The organism is Kitasatospora sp. NPDC101447, assembly GCF_044767225.1.
Classification (GTDB): domain Bacteria; phylum Actinomycetota; class Actinomycetes; order Streptomycetales; family Streptomycetaceae; genus Kitasatospora.
This window is the reverse complement of sequence record NZ_JBIWNL010000032.1, coordinates 1-22,320: the sequence shown is the minus strand read 5'-3', so window position 1 is coordinate 22,320 and position 22,320 is coordinate 1. Positions and strand designations below refer to the sequence as shown.

The window sequence follows — 22,320 nt, the reverse complement described above, 5'->3', positions numbered from 1 at the left end:
CCGGCCGTCCCGGCCTGAGGGCGGCGAGGCTACGGGGCTTCGGCCCACGGCGGTGGGGTGTCGAGAATGTGCGCACGGCCGATCCGGTAGAGCTCGGCGTCCACCTCCTTCAGCCGGCGCAGCTCGTCCGGCTCGTACAGGGCGTGCACGACGGCGGGCTCGGCCGGATGCCCGGCGGCTTCCAGGAGCGCGTTCGCCGCTGCCCGGCCGCTCTGGTTCGCACCCTCCATGGTGGCCAGGTTCACCGGGCAGCGCACGAAGTCCCCGGCCATGAACAGATTCACCGCGGCCGTCACCGCCCGCGGGCGCAGCGCCCAGGAGCCGGTGGTGTTGATCAGCAGGGCTTCGTCGTTGGTGGCGGGCCCGGGGCCGTCGAGGTTCTTGACGGCCGGATCCAGGTGCCAGGAGTGCAGCAGACCCTCGTGGAGGGTCTGCCGGTGGCCGTCGTTGAGGGCGTCGGCGAGCTGGGCCCAGACCTCGGCGGCGACCTCGGCCCGGGTGCAGTCGCGGGCCGGTTTGCCGTAGAGGATGCCGGGGGTGTCCCAGGAGGAGATGTCGACCGACAGGCAGTCGGCCACCGTCCCGTCGCCGTAGGTGGCGCGGAAGTCGGTGTCCCAGAACTGTGCCTGGCTGATGGAGGTGAGCGCCCACGGGGAGTCCTGGTAGATGACGTGGCCGCGGGTGACGGGGGTGGGTTCGGTGAGGTAGAACTGCAGGCCGACCATCCAGTCCGTGCGCAGGCCCGCCGTGCCCTTCAACTCGGGGTCCGCCTGGGCCAGACCATGGTCCAACAGCGCCCCGATGCGGTCGACCGGGAGCGCGCACACGTACCAGTCGGCGTTCAGTTCCCGCTGCCGGCCGCCCGGCCCCCGCAGGACCGCGCCGGTGACGGTGCGGCCCCGCACCGTCACGCGCTCCACCCGCCAGCCCAGCTCAAGCCGCACCCCCAGCGTCTCCAGGTGCCGCACCCAGGGGTCGATCCAGGCGGTGCTGGTCGGGGCGTTCAGGACCCGGTCGGCGGCCTGGGCCTCGCCCCGGCCCAGGAAGCCGTAACCGAAGGCCTCCAGGAACCCCCCGACGGTGTGCGTGCTGCACACCTCCGCCCTCGCCGCCACCACCGTGCGCGTCGCCCCGACGACACACACCTTCCGGTACTCCTCGGACGCACCGTCGGCGGCCGTGAAATCCCACCACGACGTCTGCTCCCACTGCCCCAGCCGCCGCTCCGTGCTGCTCGTCATGTAGACCAGCATCCGGTTGGCGAAGTACAGCAGTTCCTCGTTCAGTTCGCCCTCGGCGCCCAGCCGCATGCCCCTGGCCCGCAGGATCTGCAGAGGCGTCCTCACACCGGCATCCAGCGACACGTCGGCAACCGTCTCCCCGATCCTCCCCGAGCGCGCGGACAGCATCTGCGGCGCCTCCCGCAGATTGCCCTCCACACTCGACGGCGAGCCCGGCACCGGTATCCGCCGCATCGTGTCCGGCAGGCTCCGGTAGAAGCCGGGGAAGAACCGGAACCCGTGCTCGCTGGGCAGATCGAGCCGCCCGCCGGCGCCCGTTCCGGGAACCGAGGCGCTGCGGGCCTTTCCGCCCCACCCGGCGGGTTCCACCACGGTCACCTCGAACCCGCGCTCCGCCAGTTCCATCGCCGCCGTCAACCCGGCCACCCCGCCCCCCAGTACCGCAACCGCACGGCCCGAACGCCCCACCACCGCACACCCCTCCCCGATCCCCGTGACCGCTCACCGGTCCCACCCAGCCCAGACGGGCACGACAAGCCTGCCAGCTGCTGTTGCTGGTGCGGCCTGGCCGGCCGCGGGACGCGGTGCCGCCGGTCGGCTCAGCGTCCCTTCGGGGCGAGCACCGCGGCGATCAGTTCCCGGCGGCTGCTCACGCCGAACCGGGCGAACACCGCCGTCAGGTGCTCCTGCACGGTGTACCCGGAGACGTGCAGCCGGGCCACGATCTCCCGGGTGGAGCACCCTTGCAGTACCAGGGCGGTGACCCGGCTCTGGGCCGGGGTGAGGCCGTGGGCAGCCAGCAGCAGGGAGCCGAGTTCGGCGGCGGGCGCCGGCTCGACCACCACCCCGATCTGCTCCCCCGCCCGCCCCCGCAGACGGGTGGCATGCAGGCTCAGCCACTGCCCGTCGGCGGTGCGCAGCCTGACCGAGCCGGGCTGATGCGCGGCCTGCGGCGACGCGTCGGGCGTCCGCGCCAGTTGGGCGGCCACCGAGTAGATCGGCATCGGCAGGCCCTGGATCTCGGGCCCTTCGAGCCGGGCGAGCCACTGTTCGGCGTCCGGGCTGATCGAGACCAGCGAGAGCCCCTGGTCGAGCACGATCACGCCGGGGCGGCCCGCAGTCGCGGCCCCGTCGCCGGTCAGCGCCTGGTGCACGACGTCACGGCGAAGGCCTTCGGCCAGGTGCGGGGCGAGCCTGCGCACGACGTCCAGGTCGGCGGCGGAGAAGCCGGCTTCCGCGTCCGCCCGGTGCAGGCAGAGCACGCCCCAGCACTCGTGCCCGACGACCAGGGCGGCCCGGAGCTCATCGCCGAGCCCCAGGCCGGCCATGATCTCGCGGTAGCGGGCGCTTGCGGAGCGCTCGCCCCGGGTCACCCGGTCCAGCGACATCACCGGCTCCGGGCCCCGGGCCAGCGCGGCGAACTTGTTGACGTCCGCGCGGGCGAACTCGTTGTCGAGGAAGAGCGGGGTGGCACCGGCCAGCGGATCCTGGGCGACAGCCGAGGTGAAGAGCAGGGTCGCCGGGTCCACCGAGGCGAAGAACGCGGCCTCCACCGGCAGGATGCCCGGTAGGCGGCGCAGCACCTCGGTGGTCAGGGCGGGCTTTTCCAGGTCGGCGTAGCAGCTGTCGATCAGCCGCTCGACGTGTCGCTCCCGCAGGGCGGCGGCCATGGCACTCACGCTACGCCGCCGCCCGGTCCGGCACGAGCCCGAGCTGGCTCAGCAGACCCAGCTCGTCCAGCCGGCCCCAGCGTTCGGCGATCCGGCCGTCCCGCAGCCGGAAGACGTTGATGCCCTTGAGGACCAGCGTGCGGCCGTCACCGGGGACGCCCATCACCTCACCGTGCCGGGTGCCGGAGGCGGTGAAGAGTTCCACCACCACGTCTCCCTCGCCGACCAGGCGCCCGAGGTCGGAGTGCCAGTCCGGGCATGCCTGGCGGAAGATCGCCCCTGCGGCGCGCATGCCCTCCCGGTCCGTGCCGACGCCGACGGGCGGGTCGTGGTTGACGAAGTCCTCCGTGAGGTAGGTGTCGACGGCTGACAGGTCGCCCCGGGTGAACAGCGCGTCGATGAATGCGGTCACGGTCTGCTTGTTCTTTTCGATGGTGTTCATACGGCCAGCGTCGGCCTGCGGGCCCGGCATCGGAACCCCACTTTTCTGGGGTCCACACGTCCGAGGACCGAACCGGCGCGGCCTCCCGCCCGGTGTGGGACCCCGGAACCCTCCCCGCCCCTGTCTGTCGACGGACGGGCGCCTCCGGGGAGGTCCTCCGGCCTCATCGGCCCGTAGCCGCCCCCGGGCAGGAGTTCCGGCCGAACGGACCCGGACGACCCCCGAACGGCCCAGCCGGTACGAGCGGGCCGTCCCGGGGGCCCGTGCCTATCGTTGGTAGCACTCCTTGATCGGAGAGCGGCGAGGGACGGCAGGTGAAGTGTGGACGGACCCGTCATCGACTACCAGGCCGTGTTCCAGGCCCTGCCGGGCGCCGTCGCCCTGCTGACCACCGACCTGGTCTTCGCGGACGCCAACGTGGCGTATCTGGCCTTGTCCGGGCACACGCGCGAGCAACTGGTCGGCCGCTACCTGTTCGATGTCTTCCCCGACAATCCCAACGACCCGGCGGCCACCGGCGTACGCAACCTGCACGCCTCGCTCCGGCGCGTCGCCGCCACCGGCGAGCGCGACACCATGGCCATGCAGCGCTACGACGTCGAAGACGCCGAGCGCCCCGGCGTGTGGCAGGAACGCTACTGGAGCCCGGTCAACACCGCCGTCCTCGCCCCGGACGGAACCGTGGCGCTGCTGCTGCACCGCGTCGAGGAGGTCACCGAACTCATCAAGGCCCGCGGCAACCGCGGAGGCGACCGCACTCGGGTCCTGGAAGCCGAGCTCTACACCCGCGCCCGCGAACTCCAGGACGTCAACGAACGCCTGCGCCAGGCCCACGCCCGCGAACGCGAGGTCGCCCTCCACCTGCAGGAGGCCATGCTCCCCGCGCCCCAGCCACTCGGGCACCACCGCGCCGCCGTACGCTACCGGCCCGCGACCGGAGCCCTCAACGTCTGCGGCGACTGGTACGACCTCGCCGACCTGCCCGGCACCGCCCACACCGCCGTCGCCGTCGCGGTCGGCGACGTCGTCGGCCACGGCCTCGTCGCCGCCGGCGTCATGGGACAGCTGCGCAGCGCCCTGTCCGCCGCTTCCCGGGTGGCCTCGGGCCCCGCCCAGGCCCTGGAAGTCCTCGGCCTGTACGCCCGCTCCGTGGACGGAGCGGAGAACACCACCGCCGCATCGGTCTTCGTGGACTGGACCGACCACGCGCTCACCTACAGCAGCGCCGGCCACCCGCCGCCCGCCCTGTGCCGGCCCGACGGCACCGTCACCTTCCTCGACCGGGCCACCGACCCCCCGCTCGGCGCCCGCCCCGAACACGTCGCCCGCCCCCAGACCCGTACCGCCTTCACCGAAGGCTCCGTCCTCGTCCTGTACACCGACGGCCTCATCGAACGCCGCCACGAGGACATCGACACCGGCCTGACCCGGCTCGCCCGCTCCCTCGCCCGCCACCGCCACGCCGACCCCGAAACCCTCGCCGACGCCCTCCTGGCCGACCTCGTCCCACCCGCCGGACTCACCGACGACACCGCCCTCGTCGTCCTGCGCCTCTGAACCGCAATCTCGGCGCCCGCACTCGGGCCGCTACGGACAGCGACCGAGGGCCGGCCTGGGCGATACGCGACAGGCGATACGCGACACCGGAAGGTGTGGTGCTCGCGCCCCGCAGCAGGAGAGTCGGCGCGCAGAGCAGGAGCGGAGTCGAGATCCCCACAACCTGATGCTGCGCGCCGACGGCGACGGGTAGTCGCTGCGCGCTGCAGCGCGCTCTGCCCGACGAGCGGCACGGGGGTGATCGGTGGCCGGCGCTACCGGGATGCGGTGGGCTGCTCCTGCGACGCGGGCAGGCGTCCGCGCAGCCTGGCATACCGCCGGCCGGCGAGCCAGACGCCCAGTACGGCGAGTGCGGTGACCGGCCAGGTCGAGATGCTCAGCGGCCCGGCGAACAGCGGGTCGACCGGGCCGCCCGACACTGCGCGGGTGAGGGGCAGCGTGAACTCGTTGAGGCACAGGTGTGCCGCGACAGCCGCCCAGACCGACCCGGTGGACAGCCGGATCGTGGCGATCACGGTTCCGAGCAGCGTGGCGGTGCCCACGGCCACGGGTATGCCCAGCAGGATCGAATGGCCGGGGTAGCTTCCGCCGAGCGCCGTCATCGGCACGTGCCAGGCCCCCCAGATCGCGCCGCCGAGCAGCAGGCCCCGGATCCTGCCCAAGCCGAGCAGCCGCGGCAACAGGTAGCCCTGCCAGCCGAGTTCCTCGCCGAAGTACAACGGTACGGACAGCAACGCACTCAGCACCAGCGGCACGACCGTTGCGGGCCCCGGCAGATGCGCGGGGGCGTACCGGCCCGCGAGCGTGGCCAGCGCCAGACCGGCGGCGGTGAGGGCCACCGGGATCATCAACCCGACTGCGACGGACCGCAGTTCGTGCCGCCACGGATTGGCCCTGGCCAGCCCGAGGACCCGCGCGGCCCGGCGCGGTCCGAGGCCGCGCATGGTGAGGCCGAACGCGGTCAGCGCCGGCACCAGCATCATCAGGATCATGCACAGCGCCGCGAGCCGGGGCGTGCCCTGCCCGGCGCTGGTACGGCGCAGGCCCTCCGCCCACAGCGGCACCATGGCGAGCCACGCGCCGACGAAACTGATCGTCAGGAAGAGGAGGAGATCGGAGCGGGAGTGGCCTGAAGTACTCGTCGGTTTCATGGCTGTGTGGCCTGAAGCACTCGTCGGTTTCATGGCTGTGACGCTACGAACCACGGGCCGCCCGGGCGATCGCGCAGGCTCGTCGATCGATGGTGTAGCACGCTCCACTGCGCCCGGGGCCGCGAAGGGGCAAGACTGGTCGGTGTGAACGACTTGTCAACCACACGAGCACGCGCGGCGCGTAGCGCTCGGGCCGCCGGGTACTGCGCGACCGTGTTCGTCCAGGCCCTGGCCCTGGTCGTGCTGGTGCCCGTCCTGATCTACTCGGCGGTCCTGTGCCTGGTCGGTGCGGGACTGCTCGTCCTGCCGCACGAGCTGCGGCTGCTGCGCCGGCTGGCCGATGGTGAACGCGCCCGGCTGGGACGGTGGGCGGCTCCCACGCCACCCGCCGAGCCTCACGCGAGACGCGGCCTGATGGCGGTGCTGTCGGATCCGGCGACCGGCCGCGATCTGCGATGGGCGGCCGCCGCCGTGCCCGTCCACGCCGCGCTCGGACTGCTCGGCACGGCGCTGTTCCTGTTCCCGGCGGCCGCGCTCGTGCTCGGCTGCCTGTGGTGGCTGTTCCCGGCGGACGACCCGATCAGGCTGCTCCTGAACGTCCCGATCGACAGCTGGGGATCCGCGGTCTACGCCGGAGTGCCGCAGCTCCTGCTCAGCGTGCTGCTCGCCCTGTACGGCCCGCCGCTGCTCGCCCGGCTGGCGGCGTCCGTGAGCCGCCGGCTGCTCGCCCCCTCGGCCGCCGTGGTCCTCGCCGAGCGCGTGTCGACGCTGGACCGGACCCGCACCGGGGCGCTCGACGCGCACGGCGACGAACTGCGCCGCATCGAACGCGACCTCCACGACGGCACCCAGGCCCGACTGGTGTCGCTGGCCATGCAACTCGGCCTCGCCGAGAGGACGTTGAGCACCGACCCCAGCGCGGTGGGCCCGTTGTTGACCCGGGCCCGGGAGGGCGCCGAGGAGGCGATGGCCGAGCTTCGCGACGTGCTGCGCTCCGTCTACCCGCCGGTCCTCGCCGACCGGGGCCTCGCCGGCGCGGTCGCCGCGGTCGTTGCCCGCTGCCCGGTGCCCGCCACCGTCGACCTCGGCAACTTCGGCGGACCCGGCGGACCCGGCGGACCCGGCAGACCGGGAGGGCTCGGCGCCCTGCCGGCGCGGACCGAGGTGGCCGTCTACTTCGCGATCACCGAGGCGCTCACCAACGCGGCCAAGCATGCCGGGGCCGGATCGGTCCTGGTGACCCTGGCCCGGACCGGCGGCACGCTCCGCGCGGAGATCACCGACGACGGCCGCGGCGGCGCAGCCGAGCGCGGTGGCACCGGACTGCGCGGCATGCGGCAGCGCATCGAGGCGGTCGACGGCACACTGCGCGTCCAGAGCCCGCCCGGCGGCCCCACCGTGATCACCGTGGAGTGCCCGTGCGGATCGTGATCGCCGAGGACAACGCGCTGCTCGCCCAGGGACTCACCGCGCTGCTGGAGGCTCTCGGGCACCAGGTGCTCGCCACCACGGGGGAGGCCGGGTCCTTCGTGGAGACCGTCCTGACCCACCGGCCGGACGTGGCGATCGTGGACGTCCGTCTCCCGCCGTCCTTCACCGACGAAGGCATCCGGGCCGCGCTGCGCGCCCGGGAGCGTCTGCCCGGCCTGCCGGTCCTCGTCCTGTCCCAGTACGTCGAGGACACCTACGCCCGGGAACTCCTCGACGACGGCGCCGGCGTCGGGTACCTGCTCAAGGACCGGGTCGCCCGCGTCGACGACTTCCTCGACGCGCTCCACCGCGTCGCGGCCGGCGGCACCGCGCTGGACCCCGACGTGGTCCGCCAGCTGCTCGCGGCCCGCGGCAACCCGCTGTCCCGGCTGACCGAGCGCGAACGCGAGGTGCTCGCGATGATGGCGCAGGGGTACGGCAACTCCGAGATCGCCGACCGCCTCGTGGTGACCGAACGGGCCGTCCACAAGCACGTCGGGAACATCTTCATGAAGCTCGACCTCCCGCCCGAGGACAGCGGCGACCGCCGCGTCCTCGCGGTCCTCACCCACCTCGGAGTCCCCCAACGTCGACCCCGCCATGCGGAGCCCCGCCACCCAGCTTGAAGCCGTGTCGGCGCAGGATGTGGGGAACCACGAGGATCATGGCCTCGGTGGCGCGGGCTGTGGTGATGCCGCCGAGGTCCTCGATCCATGCGGGCTGCCAGCCCAGGTCGCCGAGCAGGCCGGTGACGGTCTTCTTCGCGTTCTGGTCATCGCCCGAGAGGTAGGCGGTCGGTGGCGTGGCCAGGGTTTCGGGGGCGGTCATGACCATGAACAGCATGGTGTTGAGGGTCTTGACCACATGGGTGTCGGGGAGGGCGGCCTGCGCGTCCGACTGCGCCTGACCGCCGAACCCGGAACGGACGACGCCGAGTTGCGCCGGGGTGAGGTCGACCTCGAATCGAGCTCCGGCACCCCGGCGCTCCCCGACATCCGCCACCGCCTCGTCGGCAGCGACCGCCTGGTCGTCGCCGTCCGGCCGGGCCACCCCCTCACCGAAGGCCCGCCTCCCGACAACCCGTCACCCACCGGACCGGGCAGTGACGGGTACGCCGGGCGGAAGGCCTGCGGCAGCTGACTCCCGTTCTCGTGAACATCACCTGTTCGTGCGAGCGCACGACTCCCGATCTCGGGTCGAAACGACGTCGCAACCCGCGTACAACGCCACCCAGCGGTCGGTCCCACGACCGCGGCGACGATCAGCGAGGACGGAGAAGCACTGCTACGGGTGGTAAAGAGCCTGGGCACGCGCCCTGTCGACAGGCCCGTCCCCGCCGAGGTGCAGGAAGTAGTCCACCTGCCACACCTGCGTGGCACGTGCCTGACGGTTGGTCGTGGTCACCCACGGCGGGTACACACGAAAACCCCGCTTCCCGCCCGCGTGATCCCGGGACACGACGCCACGCTCGCACAGCACCTCGCGCGGGAACACGAACTGCCCGAAGTGGCCGCCCTCCCGGCTGCTGACAACGAAGAGGTCGACCCCGTCCTCGGCGTCGAAGGGCCTGATCGGCCCGTCCTCGGACCGCTGCCACACGGTGACGAACTGGCCGACCTTCGTCGGGGTGGTCTTCGCCACGCGGAACCGGACCGAGAGCCCGTCGAGGGTGAACCCGTGAGCCGCGTACTCGGCACTCTCCGGTTCGGGCACCGGCTGCGAGCAGGCAAAGCCACTCGGGTCGTACACCGATTCCTTCACCGCCAGGAGATCACCGTGAAGCCCCTCCCACAGCCCGTTCGTCGTCATCCCCACATCCTGCCATCACGCTCGCGCACCCGGCCGATCGGTAGTGGGTCAGCGTTCGGGGCCGCGGATGCCATCGAGCAGCAGCGTGACGTACCTGCGCCAGTCACCGGCGCCGGTCATGTTCGCCATGGCGCCACGGGTGATGAGGACGAAGTCATGAGCGTGGAAGTCGGCACGGAGGCGGCCTGCGTCGACGGCACGCTGCACGATGCTTTCGGTGATCGCCGAGAAGTCTGCCTTTTCGGCCGCGATGTCGTTCCAGCTCGGCTCTTCCGGGCCGAGGAGCGCGAAGCGGAACGCGGCATCGGCCTGTACGGATTCCAGATAGCCGTAGAGCAGCGTCTCGAACGCCGTCCAAGGGTCCTCGGTCTCGTCGGCGGCGCGGGCGAGGGCGGTCATCGCCTCGAACCGGCGGCCGATGATCGCCGCGAGTAGCGCTTGCTTGTCGGCGAAGTGCCGGTAGAGGGTGCCGACGCCCAGGCCAGCACGCTCGGCGATCTCGTCCATCTGCACGGCGTCGCCTCGCTGGGCGAACAGCGCGCCGGCGGCGTCGAGGACGGTTTCGCGGTTGCGTCGGGCGTCGGCGCGCAGCGGGCGTTCGGGAGCGGTCATGGTCGCTCCAGGGTAGTTGACGTCGCGCGGAAGTCGCCCTTACATTCGGAACCGGAGTTCAGGTTCATGTTAGAGGAGATGTGATGATCGTCGTCACCACGCCGACGGGACAGATCGGCAGCCAACTGATTCGTGAGTTACTCGACCAGGACAAGGAGGTCCGGGTCATCGTCCGTGACGCCTCGCGTCTGGACGACTCGGTCCGCGAGCGGGTCGGGACCGTCAGCGGTTCCCACGACGATCCGGCCGTACTCGACAGGGCTCTTCCCGGTGCCGACGCGCTGTTCTGGCTCGTCCCGCCGAACCCGCAGGCACCGAGCGCCGAGACGCACTATCTCCGTTTCGCCCGGGCGGGCGCCGCTGCCGTTGCCCGGCACGAGGTCGGCCACGTCGTCGGTGTGTCCAGCGCGGGCCACGGCTGGCCGTCCCCGGCCGGCGTCCTGTCGGCGGCCTTCGCGATGGACGCCGAACTCGGCACGTCCGGTGCGGCGTACCGGGCGCTGTCCATGCCCTTTTACATGGAGAACCTCCTCGGGCAACTCGACGCCATCCGCGGGCAAGGCGCGTTCCACCTGACCTGTGCAGGCGACCTGCCGCTGGCGTCGACCGCGACGCGGGACATCGCCGGCGCCGCCGCCGGCCTGCTCACCGATCTGTCCTGGACCGGACAGGAGAACCTCCCCGTGTTCGGCCCCGACAGACTGACCCCTGACGGGATGGCCGAAGTGATCAGCCAGGAACTCGGGCGTCCGGTCACCTACCGCCGCCTGAGCATCGACGACTTCGCGTCGCTGCTGCGCTCCCGAGGCGCCGGCGACCAGGCAGTCAAGGACATGACCGAGGCGTTCGCCGCACAGGACCACGGCATCTACGACACGGACTGGGCGACCGCCGAGCCCACACCGACAGACTTCCGCACCTGGTGCAGGGAAGTCCTCAAGCCCGCCGCAGACGCCCGGGCGTCCTGACCCGAGCGAGGCTCAGCCGGCCCAGCAGACCCACCCGGGATCACCACGGGGGATCGCGATCTCGCCCGCGCGGTCGTCACCACGACCGACCCCGGCCGGTGAGCAGACCTGCTCACCGGCCCATCTGCGGCGCAACGTGGCACGTCCGGTACCAGGGCACGATGGTTCCGCGGGTCTGTCCAGAGGTGTCGAGTGGATGAGAGACACCACCCGCCCGCTGGCCACTCTCGGCCTCACCTGGTCAAACCGGGCAGATCCCCTGAACGACGCCACCCTGGTCCCGTAACCGCTGGTCGGGTGGGACTGGCGCAGACCCGGCGGCGGCCAGGGCAGGACGGTGCCGCCGGGGAGCACCGCGGGCGGGGCGACCCCGACGCCGGGCGCTGTGGGCGGTTCGCGCATGATGGCCGCCATGGAGAGCGCGATCGAGAAGATCAAGGTCTGGTTCCGGTTCGTCCCGCGTGAGGGCTGGTTCGCTCAGGACATCGAGGGTTTGTGGGCGACAAGACTCAGTGCCGACACGGCCGTGATCGAGAACGTCCCGTTCCTGCAGGACGGTGTGGCTGAGGGGGACGTTGTACGGTTCCAGACCGATTCGGACGGACTGCACTGGGCTGCCGGTCGGGTCAGTTCGGCCGGCAACTGCACGGTTCGCGTCGTGCCCGTCCCTTCGGGGCCGCTGGGCCGCAGCCCTCAGGCGGTGCATCAACGCCTGGCCGTCTTCCATCTTGGCGGCGAAGTCATGAGCGCAGACTTCCCCATGGTGGCCTTCAACGTCCCGGCCGACGCGGACTTCGCCGGGATCAAGGCACTACTGGATCAAGGGCGAGACGATGGCTGGTGGCACTACGAGGTCGGGTGTGGCACCGACGGGTGGTGGAGTGCCTGACTCCACGTCACTCCACGTCACTCCACGTCACTCCACGGCTTCACCTGCTACCTCGCTGCCGTGGAGCAACTGCCAGTGATCAGTTGCGGGTTCGCAGATCCTGCCGCCGGCGGCCCGGCCTGCTGACGGCAGCGTGTCGAGCGCCATCGACCGGGCAGCAGATCGCCCGCCTGAACGCCCAGTACGCTGCCCGAACCCGTGCCGGGAGCCGGGGCGACGGGAGCACCCAGCGGCCGGGGCCGGGCCCGTAGCCGCCGCGGCACAAGGCCGTTGCCGTTCGGATACTTCCGGCCCGCAGGATCGGGCAGGATGTGATCGAACGTTTCGGGGGCAAACGAGATGACGGGGGTTGCATGATGGGGCGTACGGCACGGCGTGAGGGCCCGGCAGTGGCTGCGGTGGTGGTGCTGGCACTGGGGGCGGCGGCCTGCACGGGGCAGGGCGGCACAGGGGCAGCCGCATCCACGGCAACGGCGATGGCCGCCGCGACGGCAACCCCGCCAGCGACCCCGACGGTGACGGCACACCCCGTGGTGCTGCCCGAGCCCGCCCCGGCATCGGCGCAGTGGATCGTGGAGCAGCTGGCCAAGAACCCGCCACAGCCCTGCCCCGCCCCCACCCTGGCGAACCTGGCGGTGCTCGACCGCAGTGAGGACGCCCACGACCGGGCGGACGTGATGTGGCTGAGGGACGACTCCTACCTGTGCCTCGCCTCGATCAGCCGCGTCAACGGCAACCTGACCACCGGATTCTCCTACGGCTCGATCGCGTCCTACACCTCCGGGCAGAGCCCGTCGACGATCGGCAGCCTGCGGCAGCCCTCCTACTTCACAGTCTTCCCCGTCAACACCGGGCAGGTCGTGCTGCAGGGCGGGGGGAGCCGGTTCGGGCCGCTGCACCAGCGGACGGTCGACCTCGGCGCGGGCAAGGCGATCACCGTCGTCCAGTACCGCTACGCCGTCGAGCCGACGCCCGACCCCGATTCGTCGGTGGTCGAGCTTCCGCCGAGGGAGGACCCGGACCACCCGGCCGAGCTCTGCCCGTCCGTCCACTCGCCGTGCCGCCTCGCAGACGTCTACTGACCCTCAGGTTGCCGGGGTGGGCCCGCCGCTCAGGCGCACGGCCCGAACGGCCGCGCCCGGCCCGACGCGGTGTGGCGTCGGGCCGGGTGGCGGGGTGGTCCGGTCAGGCCGGGCAGTTGCCCAGGACGACCTTGCCGCCCGACTGCGAGGCGGTCGCCGGATCCACCATCAGGCACAGGTTCGTCCACCGGTTGATGAACCGGTAGGCCGACTGGTCGGCGAGATTGGTGGGCATGATGTTCCACATCTGGTTGTCGGAGATCCAGCGGGTCTCGCAGGGCCACCAGAACAGCTGGGTCCCGGCCGGCGGGGGAGTCCCGTTGTTGTAGGGGGCGGTCAGGCACTGGCCGTTGTTGGCCTTGATCCAGAAGTAGCCCATGCTGTCGAAGGTGGAGGGCTTGGCGGCCTGCCACTGGTGACTGCTGGGCGGGTTGCTCTGGCAGGCCCGCTGCTGCACCACACCGCCCTGCCCGGAGCTGTCGAACTCCGGCCCGCGGGTCATGCACCGGCCGTACTTGCTGTCCACGTACGTCTTGTCGGACTTGACCACCCAGATCGCCGGGCTGGCGCTCCTGGCCTCGTAGTACCTGTTGCGGGCGATGATGTCCTGCACCACCGCCCAGCCGGGGAAGTCCATCATGACGATGCCCAGCCGGTTGCCGCCGCCGCTGTTGAGGTAGTTCATCAGCCGCAGGTTGACGCCGTCGACCCAGACCAGGTCCTTGCCGCGCAGGACGCCGTAGCCGCCCGCGTAGTCGGAGGGGACGTGGTCGAAGGGTGCCCGGGAGGCGGAGGTGTAGGTCACGAAGGTCTGGTTGGCGGGGGCCCAGGCGGCCGCGTCGAGGTTCTTGTTGACCAGGCCCCACTTGACCGGGGCGTCGGCGGCGTTCCAGGTGTCCTCGGTGTGGTCCTCGAAGCCGTTGAGGCCGTAGGAACCGCCGTTGGCGGTGTTGAAGACGGACAGCACGATCTTGCCGCGGGCCTGGCCCAGCGTCGGCGGGTCGCTGCGCTTGCCGTTGTTGTAGAACAGTCCCGCGTACTGCTTCGCGTACGCGTCGAAGAGGGCCGTGTGGCTCGCCGTCGGGTGGTCGTCCGAGCAGCTGAAGGTGGAGCCGTCGCACTCGGCCCGCAGCCGCATCAGGACGGTCTCGCCGCGGTGGGCCGAGAGGAAGGCCTTCGCCCTGGTCAGGACGTCGTCGAAGTTGGCGTTCTGGTAGAAGGGGCCGTGGTGGATCACGAACTTGTCGTTGATGATGCGGACCCGGATGTCGACCGCGCGGATCCCGCGGTCCAACTGCGCGGTCAGGGTCGCCGCGCTGTCGCCGAAGTCCTGCTGGGTCTGGGCGCTGGAACCCCCGTGCAGGGACAGCGTCTCGTGCGTGCCGGGTATGGACATCGCCGTCAGGGGCGTGGTCGCCCCCACCTTGCCCATCCAGTCCTGCTGGGTGGCCGAACCGAGGTTCTGGAAGGCGTCGCGGTTGTCCGTCCCCGCGGCCAGGGCGGCGTGCGGTACGGCCAGCGGGGCCACGACCAGGGCAAGGGTGGCGACGGCGGTCACCGTCGCGGTCCGGGCCAGGCGGCGCAGGCGCCGCAGGGCGGCACCTGGCGGACGGACGGACGTGGCGGGGGTGTTGAGCATGGTCACCTTTCTCGGTCGGGGACGGCCGTACTCGTACGGCCCGTGGTACTGATGCCTGCGCCGGAAGGGCAGGATCCGGCGGACGCACAATCACCTGATGGTGCGTCAGCTGGTGACGTGCGGGGCGAATCGGGGTGTGGGCGAAGCAGGCGCCCCCGCTCCCGGTGGTCGCGGTCGGCCGCTGAGGGATGTCCGGCTCTCCTGACAGCGGCCGGGCCCGTCCCCGGCCCGCACGCCCGGGCCTGCCCCTATTCTCAGTCGACGCAGGTCACTCCGTTCCCGGCCGGGGACCCTCCGGTGTCCTGTGCGGTCAGGATCTCCTTGGCCTTCCCCGGTTCCGCCACCAGCGCCGCCCCCTTCGGCTGCACCGGCAGTGTCGAGGCCGACGCCTGCCCCCCTGCGAACGCGGGCACCTGGCGGACGAAGTCCACCGGGCTCCACCCCTTGTCGACGACCAGGTCGTCCTTCAACGCGTCGTAGAGGGCTGCAAGCTTGCCGGCGTCCCCCACCACCCCGCCGTCACGCAGCTTCTGCAGCACTCCCCCGAGGAAGGCCTGCGCGCGCCGGGTCCGTCCCAGGTCCGAGTCGTCGCCCACCCCGTGCCGTTGCCGGACGAAGGCCAGCGCCTGCGCGGGCGCGAGCTCCGACCGGCCGGCCGGCAGCCTCGCCCCGCTCCACATGTCGTCGACCGCGTGGTTCAGGCAGACCGGTACCCCACCGACCGCCTGGGCGACCCGGTAGAAGCCGGTCATCGAGACCTCCGCGAAGTGGTCCACCGGCACGCCCGTCAGCTGGTGCACCGACCGGATCAGTGCGGCCCGGCCGGCTTCCCGTCCCTGCCAGCGAAGGTCGGCGCCCGACACGCCCCGGCCCGTCAGCCGGGCCAGTTCCGCGGTCTCGGCCTGCGTGTAGACCTGGTTGATGCTGATCTGCTTGCCGCCGTCCGCGTCGACCAGCACGTCCCGGGGGATCGACAGCTGACGCACCGTCCCTCCACCGGCCGGGATGTGCATCAGGACCAGGGTGTCCGCGACGTCCGCGTCGTCGGCCCCGGCGTGGAGCTCCCCGCGGCGCAGGTCGTCGGGCGCCGGCCGCCCCTGGGCGTCGGTCGTCGACTGCAACCCGATCAGGAGGATGGTCACTCCGTGGTCGAGCGGCGCCGGCGCCCCCGCCGAGGCGGCGACGGCCAGCGCCCCCGAGGTGCGCCCCGGCATCGCGGACGGGATGGTCAGCGCGCTCGCCCCCACCGCGACGGCCAGCGTCAGGCCGCCCGCCAGCAGCACCGTACGCCGCCGCCCCCGCCTGCGCCGCCGTCCGGCCTCCAGCCCGCCGTCCACCAGCCGGGCGGCCGTGTCCGCTCCGAGGCCGACACCGGCGTCTGCGAACACCGTGCTCAACCGCATCTCGAACTCCTCGTCCCCGCCCGTCACTTCACCACTCCACTCGCCGAAGATCCGTCCATGACAACCGACTCGCCCCGCACACTCACGGCGCCACCAACTCCGCCAGATCCGCGCCCAGCAGGGACCGCAGCCGGGCCAACGCCCGAGTGCACCTGGTCCGAACCGCCGACGAACTGACCTTGACGATCACCGCGGTCTCCTCCACGCTGCGGTCCTCCCAGTACCGGAGCACCACCACCGCCCTGTCCCGCGGCGGCAACTGGGCCAGCGCATCGACCAGCGCCATCCGCAGCGCCGCGTCCCGCTCGTGCGCCGACTTCTCCGGCAGCACACGGCTCGGCCGCTCGGAACTGCTGCGCTTGCGCTGGTGCGTCAGGAACGCCCGGACCAGCACCGTCTGCGCGTACCCTGCCGCATTGTCGATCCGCCCGGCCCAACTCGGCCGGTACAGCCGGTGCCACTGCGCGTACATCTGGCCCAGCGTCTCCTGCACCAGGTCCTCGGCCAGGTGCGCGTCGCCCCCGGTCAGGAAGTACGCCGACCGGTAGAGCGGCCCGGAGCGGACCGTCGCGAACGCGACGAACTCCTCCTCCACAGCCGCCCGGCGTCGAGCTATGCCCACTACCCTCTCCCGTTCCCTCTCGATATCCGCCCTATGACGTCCCAAGGGCACCAGGATGTTTCAAAGATTTTTTTCGACGGCCCCCACAGCCCCTCGACCGGCCTCGCCAGTGGAAACGTGGCCGATGAACCTGCACGTCGCCTCGCTCCGCCGCACTGGCGTGAGGGCCGCACAGGAGAGCGCTGGATGCGCCGGGGACAAGAGACCTTTCCCTTGTGCATGGCGGGAACGTGTTGTGCCGTCAGCCGTTCATCGCCGGGGCCGACCACGCGGCTCAGTCGACTGACCGTCACCCCGCGACGTGGGCCGGGGCGGCGTCAGGCCGGCTCGTCACACATCGTCCATGTGGGATCTCTCACATCCGAGGCCTCTGCAGTCGGGCCTACTGCAGAGGCCCTACTGCCGCGGAGCGCCCGGGCACGGCCGGCGCCTCGCGCCGCACCGCCCGAGGGGGGCCGCCGCAGTGCTCTTGCGGAGCAATCGTCATGAGTCGTGGACGTCGAGAGCGCTGAGGCGGCGGCCGCAGTTGACGGGGACGTGTTCGGTCAGTCGGAAAACCCGAGATGCAGGACGGTGGCCCAGTTGTCGGTGACCAACAGCAGGTTGCGGCACCATATGTCGTCGCCCAGGTACGGGCCGCTGACGTCGCCGGCGCTTCGGACGGGCCCCAGATGTGCTTCGATGAGGTCGGCGACGCCATCGGCGAGTTCGCCTGCCCCCCGGATTTCAGCGGGCGTGCGCGCGTTGGGATCCGAGGACCTCTGGGCGGAGTGCATGAACCCGTCGATCACCTGTCGGCGGAATATGTCCCGCCAGGCCCCTGGTGACTCGAACGGGACGACCGATGTTCCTACCTGGTGTCCACCGGCCTCCGGGTGGCACACAGCTTGAACGAGATCCTTCAGCCAGTCATGACCGGGTGTCACCCCAGCCACCGGGACGACATGGAACAGGACTATGGACGACACCCCCCAGTTGCAGTCGTCGAGCAGTTCCTCAAGTGGTTCAGCTGCGCCTGACACCGCGTCCGGAGCGTCGAGTGGGTTCAGCATGGGTGTCTGGGTCCTCTGTGCGGTTCTGCGCTTCGGCCTCAGTGTGTCAGCTGAACACGTTCATGCTGCGAGGTTCGGGGCGTTCGACGAGCTGACCGCGTTCGAACCGGGCCCCAGCGCGGACCAGCGGGACGAGATGCTCACCGCGCACGGGAAGCGGATGCTCACGCAGCCGGGCCACGAGGCAGCCGGCTGAGGGCAGGCCCCGGGGCTTCTCCTCGCCGACATCGCCCTTGTCCTCAGCGCCCTTGCCCGCAGCGCGCCTTGTCCGCAGCGCCCTTGTCCGCGTGCCAGCAGGAGCCGTCGTGCTCGACGGCGACCAGACGGGACACGCTGTCAGGGGCGGCGCCGGCCGGATCCTCTCGGACCCTGCCCCCTGGCTGTCGCTGGTGTCCCGCCCGGTCCGGTGTCGGTCCGGCTGCCGGCCAGGAGAGCGGCGGCAGCGTCGGTGTGCGAGCGCAGGAGGCTGGCGGTCCGTCGGTTGCCGTCGCGCAGGAACGGCAGCACAACGAGGGCGGGCACGGTGGCGAGAACCGTGATGAGCAGTACGGGCGCCAGCAGGGCGACGAGCAGCACTCGCTGCAGGCTGCTGAAGGCGCGCGGGCCGAGGGGCAACAGGGCCATCGGAGTCTCCTGCCGTCGGAGGCGAACGGTGGAGTGCAACGTCGCATGCCGCTCGGTTCTTCACGGTTGTTCGCCGGGACGGATCCTGGTGAAGTCCGAACAACACCAGGGTTGTTCGGCGATAATGCCGAACAAGGTCGGGTGGGCAGGGGGACGTGTGCCGCAGGAGAATCGGGGCGGCCGCCCCTTCGGGCCGATCCGGGCGGAGAGCCCGGAGGCGGAGGAACTCGCGGAGTTCCTCCGCCAGCTCTTGCGGTCGAGCGGCAGAACGGTGGCTGAGGTCGCCCGCGCGATCGGCAAGGCCCAGGCGACCGTGAGCGGGTACCTGAACGGCCGCGTTCCCAGCGACCAGTTCGTCGAGGCGGTGGTAGCCGCCAGCACCCGCGACCCGCGCGACGTCGTCGCGGCGCGCAGGCTCCTGCAGGCCGCCCGCAACCCCGCCCCGCAGCGCACGCCGGTGCTGCGTGTCCCTGCCGGCCTGGATGAGCGGCGCGAGCACGTCGAGAGCCTCGTCGAGCGCCTACGGCAGGCCAGGAGCCAGATCGCCGAACTGGAGGTGACCTGCGTCAACAGTGAGCAGCTCATCAGGGTCCTGCTGACGATGGTCAACGCGCTGCAGCAGCGGGTCGGTGAGCTCACTGAGGAGCGCAGCGCACTGCTGGGGCACCGCGAGGAGATTGCGCGCCTGGAGGCGACCCAGCAGCAGCTCGTCCGGGCCCACGCCCAGGAGAACCGGGCGGTGGACGAGATCGTCCGGGCGGAACGCCGGGGCAGTGAGGCCGAACGCTTGCTGGGTCAACTGCTGCTTGAGATGGGGCGTTTGACCGACCATGTTGCCTTGATCCAGGGCACGGACGGCGCGCGCTTGCACGAGGCAGCACGCTCGGGGCTCCGCCAGGTCGCCCCCGCGGTGGCGGAGGACCCGGTCGGCGAGGACATCGACAGGGCTCTGGCACGGGTGAGTGAGATCAACGGTGAGGGTGAGCGCACCGTCCGACGAATTGCGGGCGAGCTGGCGACCTCTTCGCCACCCGGCCTCACGGCCTCGACCCACCGGACGAACCGGGCGACGGGGTCGGGAGAAGCCTCAGGGGACGAGGACGACCAGCAGCACGACACCGAGGCCCGGCGCGGAAAGATCGTCACGTTCTACTCCCACCGTGGAGGCACCGGCCGTACCACCGCTCTGGCGAACTGCGCCTGGATCCTGGCGGCCAACGGCTACCGGGTCCTCGCCATCGACTGGAACCTGGAAGCACCGGGTCTTGAGCACTACTTCCGCCCCTTCCTCGGTCCCGACGGCGGCCCCGGGTACGGCGGCGTCCTGGAGCTGCTCGACACGTACCACGAGGCAGCACTGCGGGGCGGAGTACAGGAAGCCGATCACAGCCCCGACGAAGCCTGGCTGCGGCGCATGGCTTGCGTCCACCGCTTCATTCGGCCCACCACCTGGAACGGCTTCCCTCCGGGCGGGTGTCTCGATCTGCTCCCCGCCGGCACGGCCGACCCGGACGACGACGCGGTCGTGGCCTTCTTCACCCGGCCCGAGGCCGGGGAGTTCGTCCGGGTGCTTCGAGAGGACCTCCGTCACCACTACGACTTCGTGCTCATCGACTCCCAGGCCGGCGACTCCGGGCTCGCTTCCATCTGCAGCATCGAGCTGCCCGACGACCTGGTGGTCTGCTTCACCCTGAGCGACCAGTCCATCGGCGGCGCTTCCCGGATCGCCCAGCACATCCACGACCGCTACCGCGAGCGCGGCATCCGCATCCTGCCCGTCCCGATGCGCATCGACGAGGGCGAGAAGGGGAAGGCAGACGCCGGCCGGGCGCTTGCGCGGGTCCGCTTCGACGGCCTGCCCGCCCGCCTCAGCAGCGAGGAACTCGCCCAGTACTGGGGGTCGGTGGGGATCCCGTACCGGCCGTTCTACGCCTACGATCAGATCCTGGCGGCCTTCGGCGACCAACCCGGTGCCCCGACCTCTCTACTGGCTGCCTGCGAGCGGCTCACCTCGATGATCACCGAGGGGCGGGTCACCGATCTGCCGCAGATGGACGAGGAGGTGCGGCTGCGCTACGTGGACGCGTTCACCCGCCGCCGTCCGTCCGTCCCCGCCGACCTCTATCTCTCCTACGTCCCCGAGGACCGGGTGTGGGCGGACTGGATCGAGTCCGTCCTCACCCGGGCGGGCTTCCGGGTGCTGCCCCGCGACCTCGGCGCCGGCACCGACCCGCGCGAGGAGACCGAACGCGGCATCGACTCCGCGTACCGCACGGTCACAGTGCTTTCCTCCGCCTACCAGCGCTCCCCGCAGGCCCGGGTGCTGTGGGAGTCGGTGATCGGGTCCGACACCTCCGGCACTCGGCGTGAGCTGCTGGTGCCCGTGCGGGTCGGGGACGTCCGCCTCACCGCGCCGTTCAGCAACCGCAACCCCGTCGACCTGGTCGGCCGCGACGAGACGCAGTCGATCCAGAGCCTGCTGCGCGCGCTCGGCCGCGGCGACGTCGACCTGACCGAGACCAACGGCGGCGGTCCGCGGTTCCCCAGCAGCAGGCCGTCGGTGTGGGACGTCCCGCCCCGCAACCCCTCCTTCACCGGCCGCTCAGCCGGCCTGGAGCAACTGCGCGTCGGCATGACGGCGGTCCTGCCGACCCCGCAGACCCTGTACGGGCTCGGCGGCGTCGGCAAGACCCAGGTGGCGCTGGAGTACGCCCACCGCTTCATGTCCGACTACGACCTGGTGTGGTGGATCGACGCCGAGCAGACCGAGCTGGTCGCCCCGGCGCTCGCCGAACTCGCCCGCCGGCTGGGCCTGCGGGTCGGCGACTCGGTGACCGAGGCCGCCGAGGCCGCCCGGGAGGCACTGCGCCGCGGTGTGCCCACCTCGCGCTGGCTGCTGATCTTCGACAACGCCGACGAGCCCGCCGAGATCCGCCGCTTCTTCCCCGGCGGCTCCGGCCACATCCTGGTCACCTCCCGCAACCAGGCCTGGACCAGGAACACCGCTGTTCTTGAGGTGGACGTCTTCACCCGCGGCGAGAGCGTCGAGCACCTGTGCCGGCGCGCCCGCAGCCTCTCCCGGCCGGACGCCGACCGGGTCGCCGAGGCGCTCGGCGACCTGCCGCTGGCCGTCGAGGTGGCCGCCGCCTGGCTGGACACCACCGGCACCCCGGTGGAGACCTACGTCGCCCAGCTGCACGCCGAGGCCGCCCGCGCGCTGGCCGTCGGCCGCCCCGCCGACTACCCGACCCCGGTCGCGGCGACCTGGAACGTCTCGATCGGACGGCTGCGCGAGCAGTCCCCGGCGGCGGTGCGGCTGCTGCAGCTGTGCGCCTTCTTCGCACCCGAGCCGATCTCGATGAACCTCTTCTACAGCGACCAGATGATCAGGGCGCTGGTGAAGTACGACGCCGACCTCAGCGACAAGTTCATGCTGGGCAAGGTGATCCAGGCGATCGGCCGGTACGCGCTGGCCAAGGTCGACGCGGGCAGCAACAGCTTCCGGGTGCACCGGCTGGTCCAGGCGGTGATCCGGGCCGGGATGACCGCCGACGAGCAGGAGGTCGCCGTCCACGAGGTGCACCGCATCCTCACCGACGCCCGGCCGGCTACCGGCGACGTCGACGACCCGGCAAGCTGGCCCGCCTTCGAGCGGATCTGGCCTCATCTCGAACCGTCCCGAGCACAGACATGTGAGGACACCGACACTCGGCAGCTGCTCATCGACCGGGTCTGCTACCTGTGGAAGCGCGGCGAGCTCGACCGTGCTTGGGAGCTCGGCCAGGCGCTGGACGCGGAGTGGACCAGCAAGCTCGGCGAGAACGACCGGCAGGTCCTGCTCCTGCGCTTCCAGCTCGCCAACGTGCTGCGCTCCCGGGGCAACTACAGCGATGCCCTCGCTCTGGATGAGGCTCTGTTCGAACGGGGGCGGAGGTCGATGAGCGAGCACCATCCGTACACCTGGGCGGCTGGGGCTTCGGTAGCCGCCGACCGTCGGGCGCTCGGCCGGTTCCAGGCCGCGCTCGACCTCGACCGCGAGATCCTCGACCAGTTCCGCGAGTTGTTCGGCGACGACAACCCGCGCACGCT

The 22,320-nt window shown here is 71.5% G+C and carries 18 protein-coding genes and 2 pseudogenes; 8 read left to right on the top strand and 12 right to left on the bottom strand.

What is annotated here, in order from left to right; translation table 11 throughout:
- Positions 1 to 29: 29 nt before the first annotated feature.
- From ACIRST_RS32160 to ACIRST_RS32150, 3 genes are all read right to left on the bottom strand, one after another.
- Positions 30 to 1,667 carry an FAD-dependent oxidoreductase gene (locus ACIRST_RS32160; RefSeq protein WP_402806590.1) on the bottom strand — a complete coding sequence of 546 codons (1,638 nt, stop codon included), beginning with the start codon at positions 1,665 to 1,667 and terminating at the stop codon, positions 30 to 32.
- Positions 1,668 to 1,840: 173 nt separating this feature from the next.
- Positions 1,841 to 2,911 carry a LuxR C-terminal-related transcriptional regulator gene (locus tag ACIRST_RS32155; RefSeq protein ID WP_402806588.1) on the bottom strand — a complete coding sequence of 357 codons (1,071 nt, stop codon included), beginning with the start codon at positions 2,909 to 2,911 and terminating at the stop codon, positions 1,841 to 1,843.
- A 10-nt stretch (positions 2,912 to 2,921) separates the two neighbouring features.
- The gene (locus ACIRST_RS32150; RefSeq protein ID WP_402806587.1) at positions 2,922 to 3,353 is read right to left on the bottom strand and encodes an ester cyclase; all 432 of its coding nucleotides are present in this window, start codon (positions 3,351 to 3,353) and stop codon (positions 2,922 to 2,924) included.
- A 321-nt stretch (positions 3,354 to 3,674) separates the two neighbouring features.
- Between ACIRST_RS32150 and ACIRST_RS32145 the strand changes: the two genes are divergently transcribed.
- Positions 3,675 to 4,910 carry a PP2C family protein-serine/threonine phosphatase gene (locus tag ACIRST_RS32145; protein WP_402806584.1) on the top strand — a complete coding sequence of 412 codons (1,236 nt, stop codon included), beginning with the start codon at positions 3,675 to 3,677 and terminating at the stop codon, positions 4,908 to 4,910.
- A gap of 254 nt (positions 4,911 to 5,164) precedes the next feature.
- Here ACIRST_RS32145 and ACIRST_RS32140 read toward each other — a convergent pair whose 3' ends face one another.
- A complete protein-coding gene (locus ACIRST_RS32140; RefSeq protein WP_402806581.1) occupies positions 5,165 to 6,094 on the bottom strand; it encodes a CPBP family intramembrane glutamic endopeptidase in 930 nt (309 codons plus the stop codon).
- A gap of 180 nt (positions 6,095 to 6,274) precedes the next feature.
- Here ACIRST_RS32140 and ACIRST_RS32135 point away from each other — a divergent pair, with 180 nt between their 5' ends.
- Both ACIRST_RS32135 and ACIRST_RS32130 read left to right on the top strand, forming a co-directional pair.
- Positions 6,275 to 7,492 (top strand): histidine kinase, encoded by a 1,218-nt coding sequence (locus tag ACIRST_RS32135; RefSeq protein ID WP_402806578.1) that lies wholly within the window; start codon positions 6,275 to 6,277, stop codon positions 7,490 to 7,492.
- On the top strand, positions 7,480 to 8,157 hold the full coding sequence (locus ACIRST_RS32130) for a LuxR C-terminal-related transcriptional regulator (protein ID WP_402806576.1): 678 nt from the start codon (positions 7,480 to 7,482) through the stop codon (positions 8,155 to 8,157). The genes ACIRST_RS32135 and ACIRST_RS32130 overlap by 13 nt, the downstream gene beginning before the upstream one ends.
- Here the strand turns inward: ACIRST_RS32130 and ACIRST_RS32125 are convergent.
- Positions 8,096 to 8,422: pseudogene (locus tag ACIRST_RS32125) on the bottom strand (hypothetical protein); the annotation flags it as partial. The gene ACIRST_RS32130 and the pseudogene ACIRST_RS32125 sit on opposite strands and share 62 nt — an antisense overlap.
- On the opposite strand from ACIRST_RS32125, the pseudogene ACIRST_RS32120 reads away from it, so the two are divergent.
- Positions 8,423 to 8,599, top strand: a pseudogene (locus ACIRST_RS32120) (LysR substrate-binding domain-containing protein); the annotation flags it as partial.
- 216 nt (positions 8,600 to 8,815) lie between these two features.
- Here the strand turns inward: ACIRST_RS32120 and ACIRST_RS32115 are convergent.
- Together ACIRST_RS32115 and ACIRST_RS32110 are read right to left on the bottom strand one after the other, a co-directional pair.
- The gene (locus ACIRST_RS32115; protein ID WP_402806573.1) at positions 8,816 to 9,340 is read right to left on the bottom strand and encodes a MepB family protein; all 525 of its coding nucleotides are present in this window, start codon (positions 9,338 to 9,340) and stop codon (positions 8,816 to 8,818) included.
- Between the two features lie 48 nt (positions 9,341 to 9,388).
- Positions 9,389 to 9,952 carry a TetR/AcrR family transcriptional regulator gene (locus tag ACIRST_RS32110; RefSeq protein ID WP_402806570.1) on the bottom strand — a complete coding sequence of 188 codons (564 nt, stop codon included), beginning with the start codon at positions 9,950 to 9,952 and terminating at the stop codon, positions 9,389 to 9,391.
- 83 nt (positions 9,953 to 10,035) lie between these two features.
- On the opposite strand from ACIRST_RS32110, the gene ACIRST_RS32105 reads away from it, so the two are divergent.
- The 3 genes from ACIRST_RS32105 (at position 10,036) to ACIRST_RS32095 (ending at position 12,891) form a co-directional block, all read left to right on the top strand.
- Complete coding sequence (locus ACIRST_RS32105; protein WP_402806567.1) at positions 10,036 to 10,920, top strand: NAD(P)H-binding protein; 885 nt, start codon at positions 10,036 to 10,038, stop codon at positions 10,918 to 10,920.
- Between the two features lie 412 nt (positions 10,921 to 11,332).
- Positions 11,333 to 11,809 carry a DUF4265 domain-containing protein gene (locus ACIRST_RS32100; protein WP_402806564.1) on the top strand — a complete coding sequence of 159 codons (477 nt, stop codon included), beginning with the start codon at positions 11,333 to 11,335 and terminating at the stop codon, positions 11,807 to 11,809.
- 515 nt (positions 11,810 to 12,324) lie between these two features.
- Positions 12,325 to 12,891: a hypothetical protein gene (locus ACIRST_RS32095; protein ID WP_402806562.1), complete on the top strand. Its 567-nt coding sequence runs from the start codon at positions 12,325 to 12,327 to the stop codon at positions 12,889 to 12,891.
- 103 nt (positions 12,892 to 12,994) lie between these two features.
- Here ACIRST_RS32095 and ACIRST_RS32090 read toward each other — a convergent pair whose 3' ends face one another.
- The 5 genes from ACIRST_RS32090 to ACIRST_RS32070 all read right to left on the bottom strand — a co-directional run bounded on the left by ACIRST_RS32090 (position 12,995) and on the right by ACIRST_RS32070 (position 18,231).
- Positions 12,995 to 14,530, bottom strand: coding sequence for a phosphatidylinositol-specific phospholipase C domain-containing protein (locus ACIRST_RS32090; protein WP_402806560.1), 1,536 nt, complete (start codon positions 14,528 to 14,530; stop codon positions 12,995 to 12,997).
- Positions 14,531 to 14,784: 254 nt separating this feature from the next.
- A complete protein-coding gene (locus ACIRST_RS32085; RefSeq protein WP_402806557.1) occupies positions 14,785 to 15,933 on the bottom strand; it encodes an LCP family protein in 1,149 nt (382 codons plus the stop codon).
- A gap of 82 nt (positions 15,934 to 16,015) precedes the next feature.
- Positions 16,016 to 16,549: a SigE family RNA polymerase sigma factor gene (locus ACIRST_RS32080; protein ID WP_402806744.1), complete on the bottom strand. Its 534-nt coding sequence runs from the start codon at positions 16,547 to 16,549 to the stop codon at positions 16,016 to 16,018.
- A gap of 551 nt (positions 16,550 to 17,100) precedes the next feature.
- A complete protein-coding gene (locus ACIRST_RS32075; RefSeq protein WP_402806554.1) occupies positions 17,101 to 17,607 on the bottom strand; it encodes a hypothetical protein in 507 nt (168 codons plus the stop codon).
- Between the two features lie 336 nt (positions 17,608 to 17,943).
- Positions 17,944 to 18,231, bottom strand: coding sequence for a dTMP kinase (locus tag ACIRST_RS32070; protein ID WP_402806551.1), 288 nt, complete (start codon positions 18,229 to 18,231; stop codon positions 17,944 to 17,946).
- A 271-nt stretch (positions 18,232 to 18,502) separates the two neighbouring features.
- Here ACIRST_RS32070 and fxsT point away from each other — a divergent pair.
- Positions 18,503 to 22,320, top strand: a 3,818-nt coding sequence (gene fxsT, locus ACIRST_RS32065) for an FxSxx-COOH system tetratricopeptide repeat protein (protein ID WP_402806548.1), incomplete at its 3' end; no start/stop codon positions are given.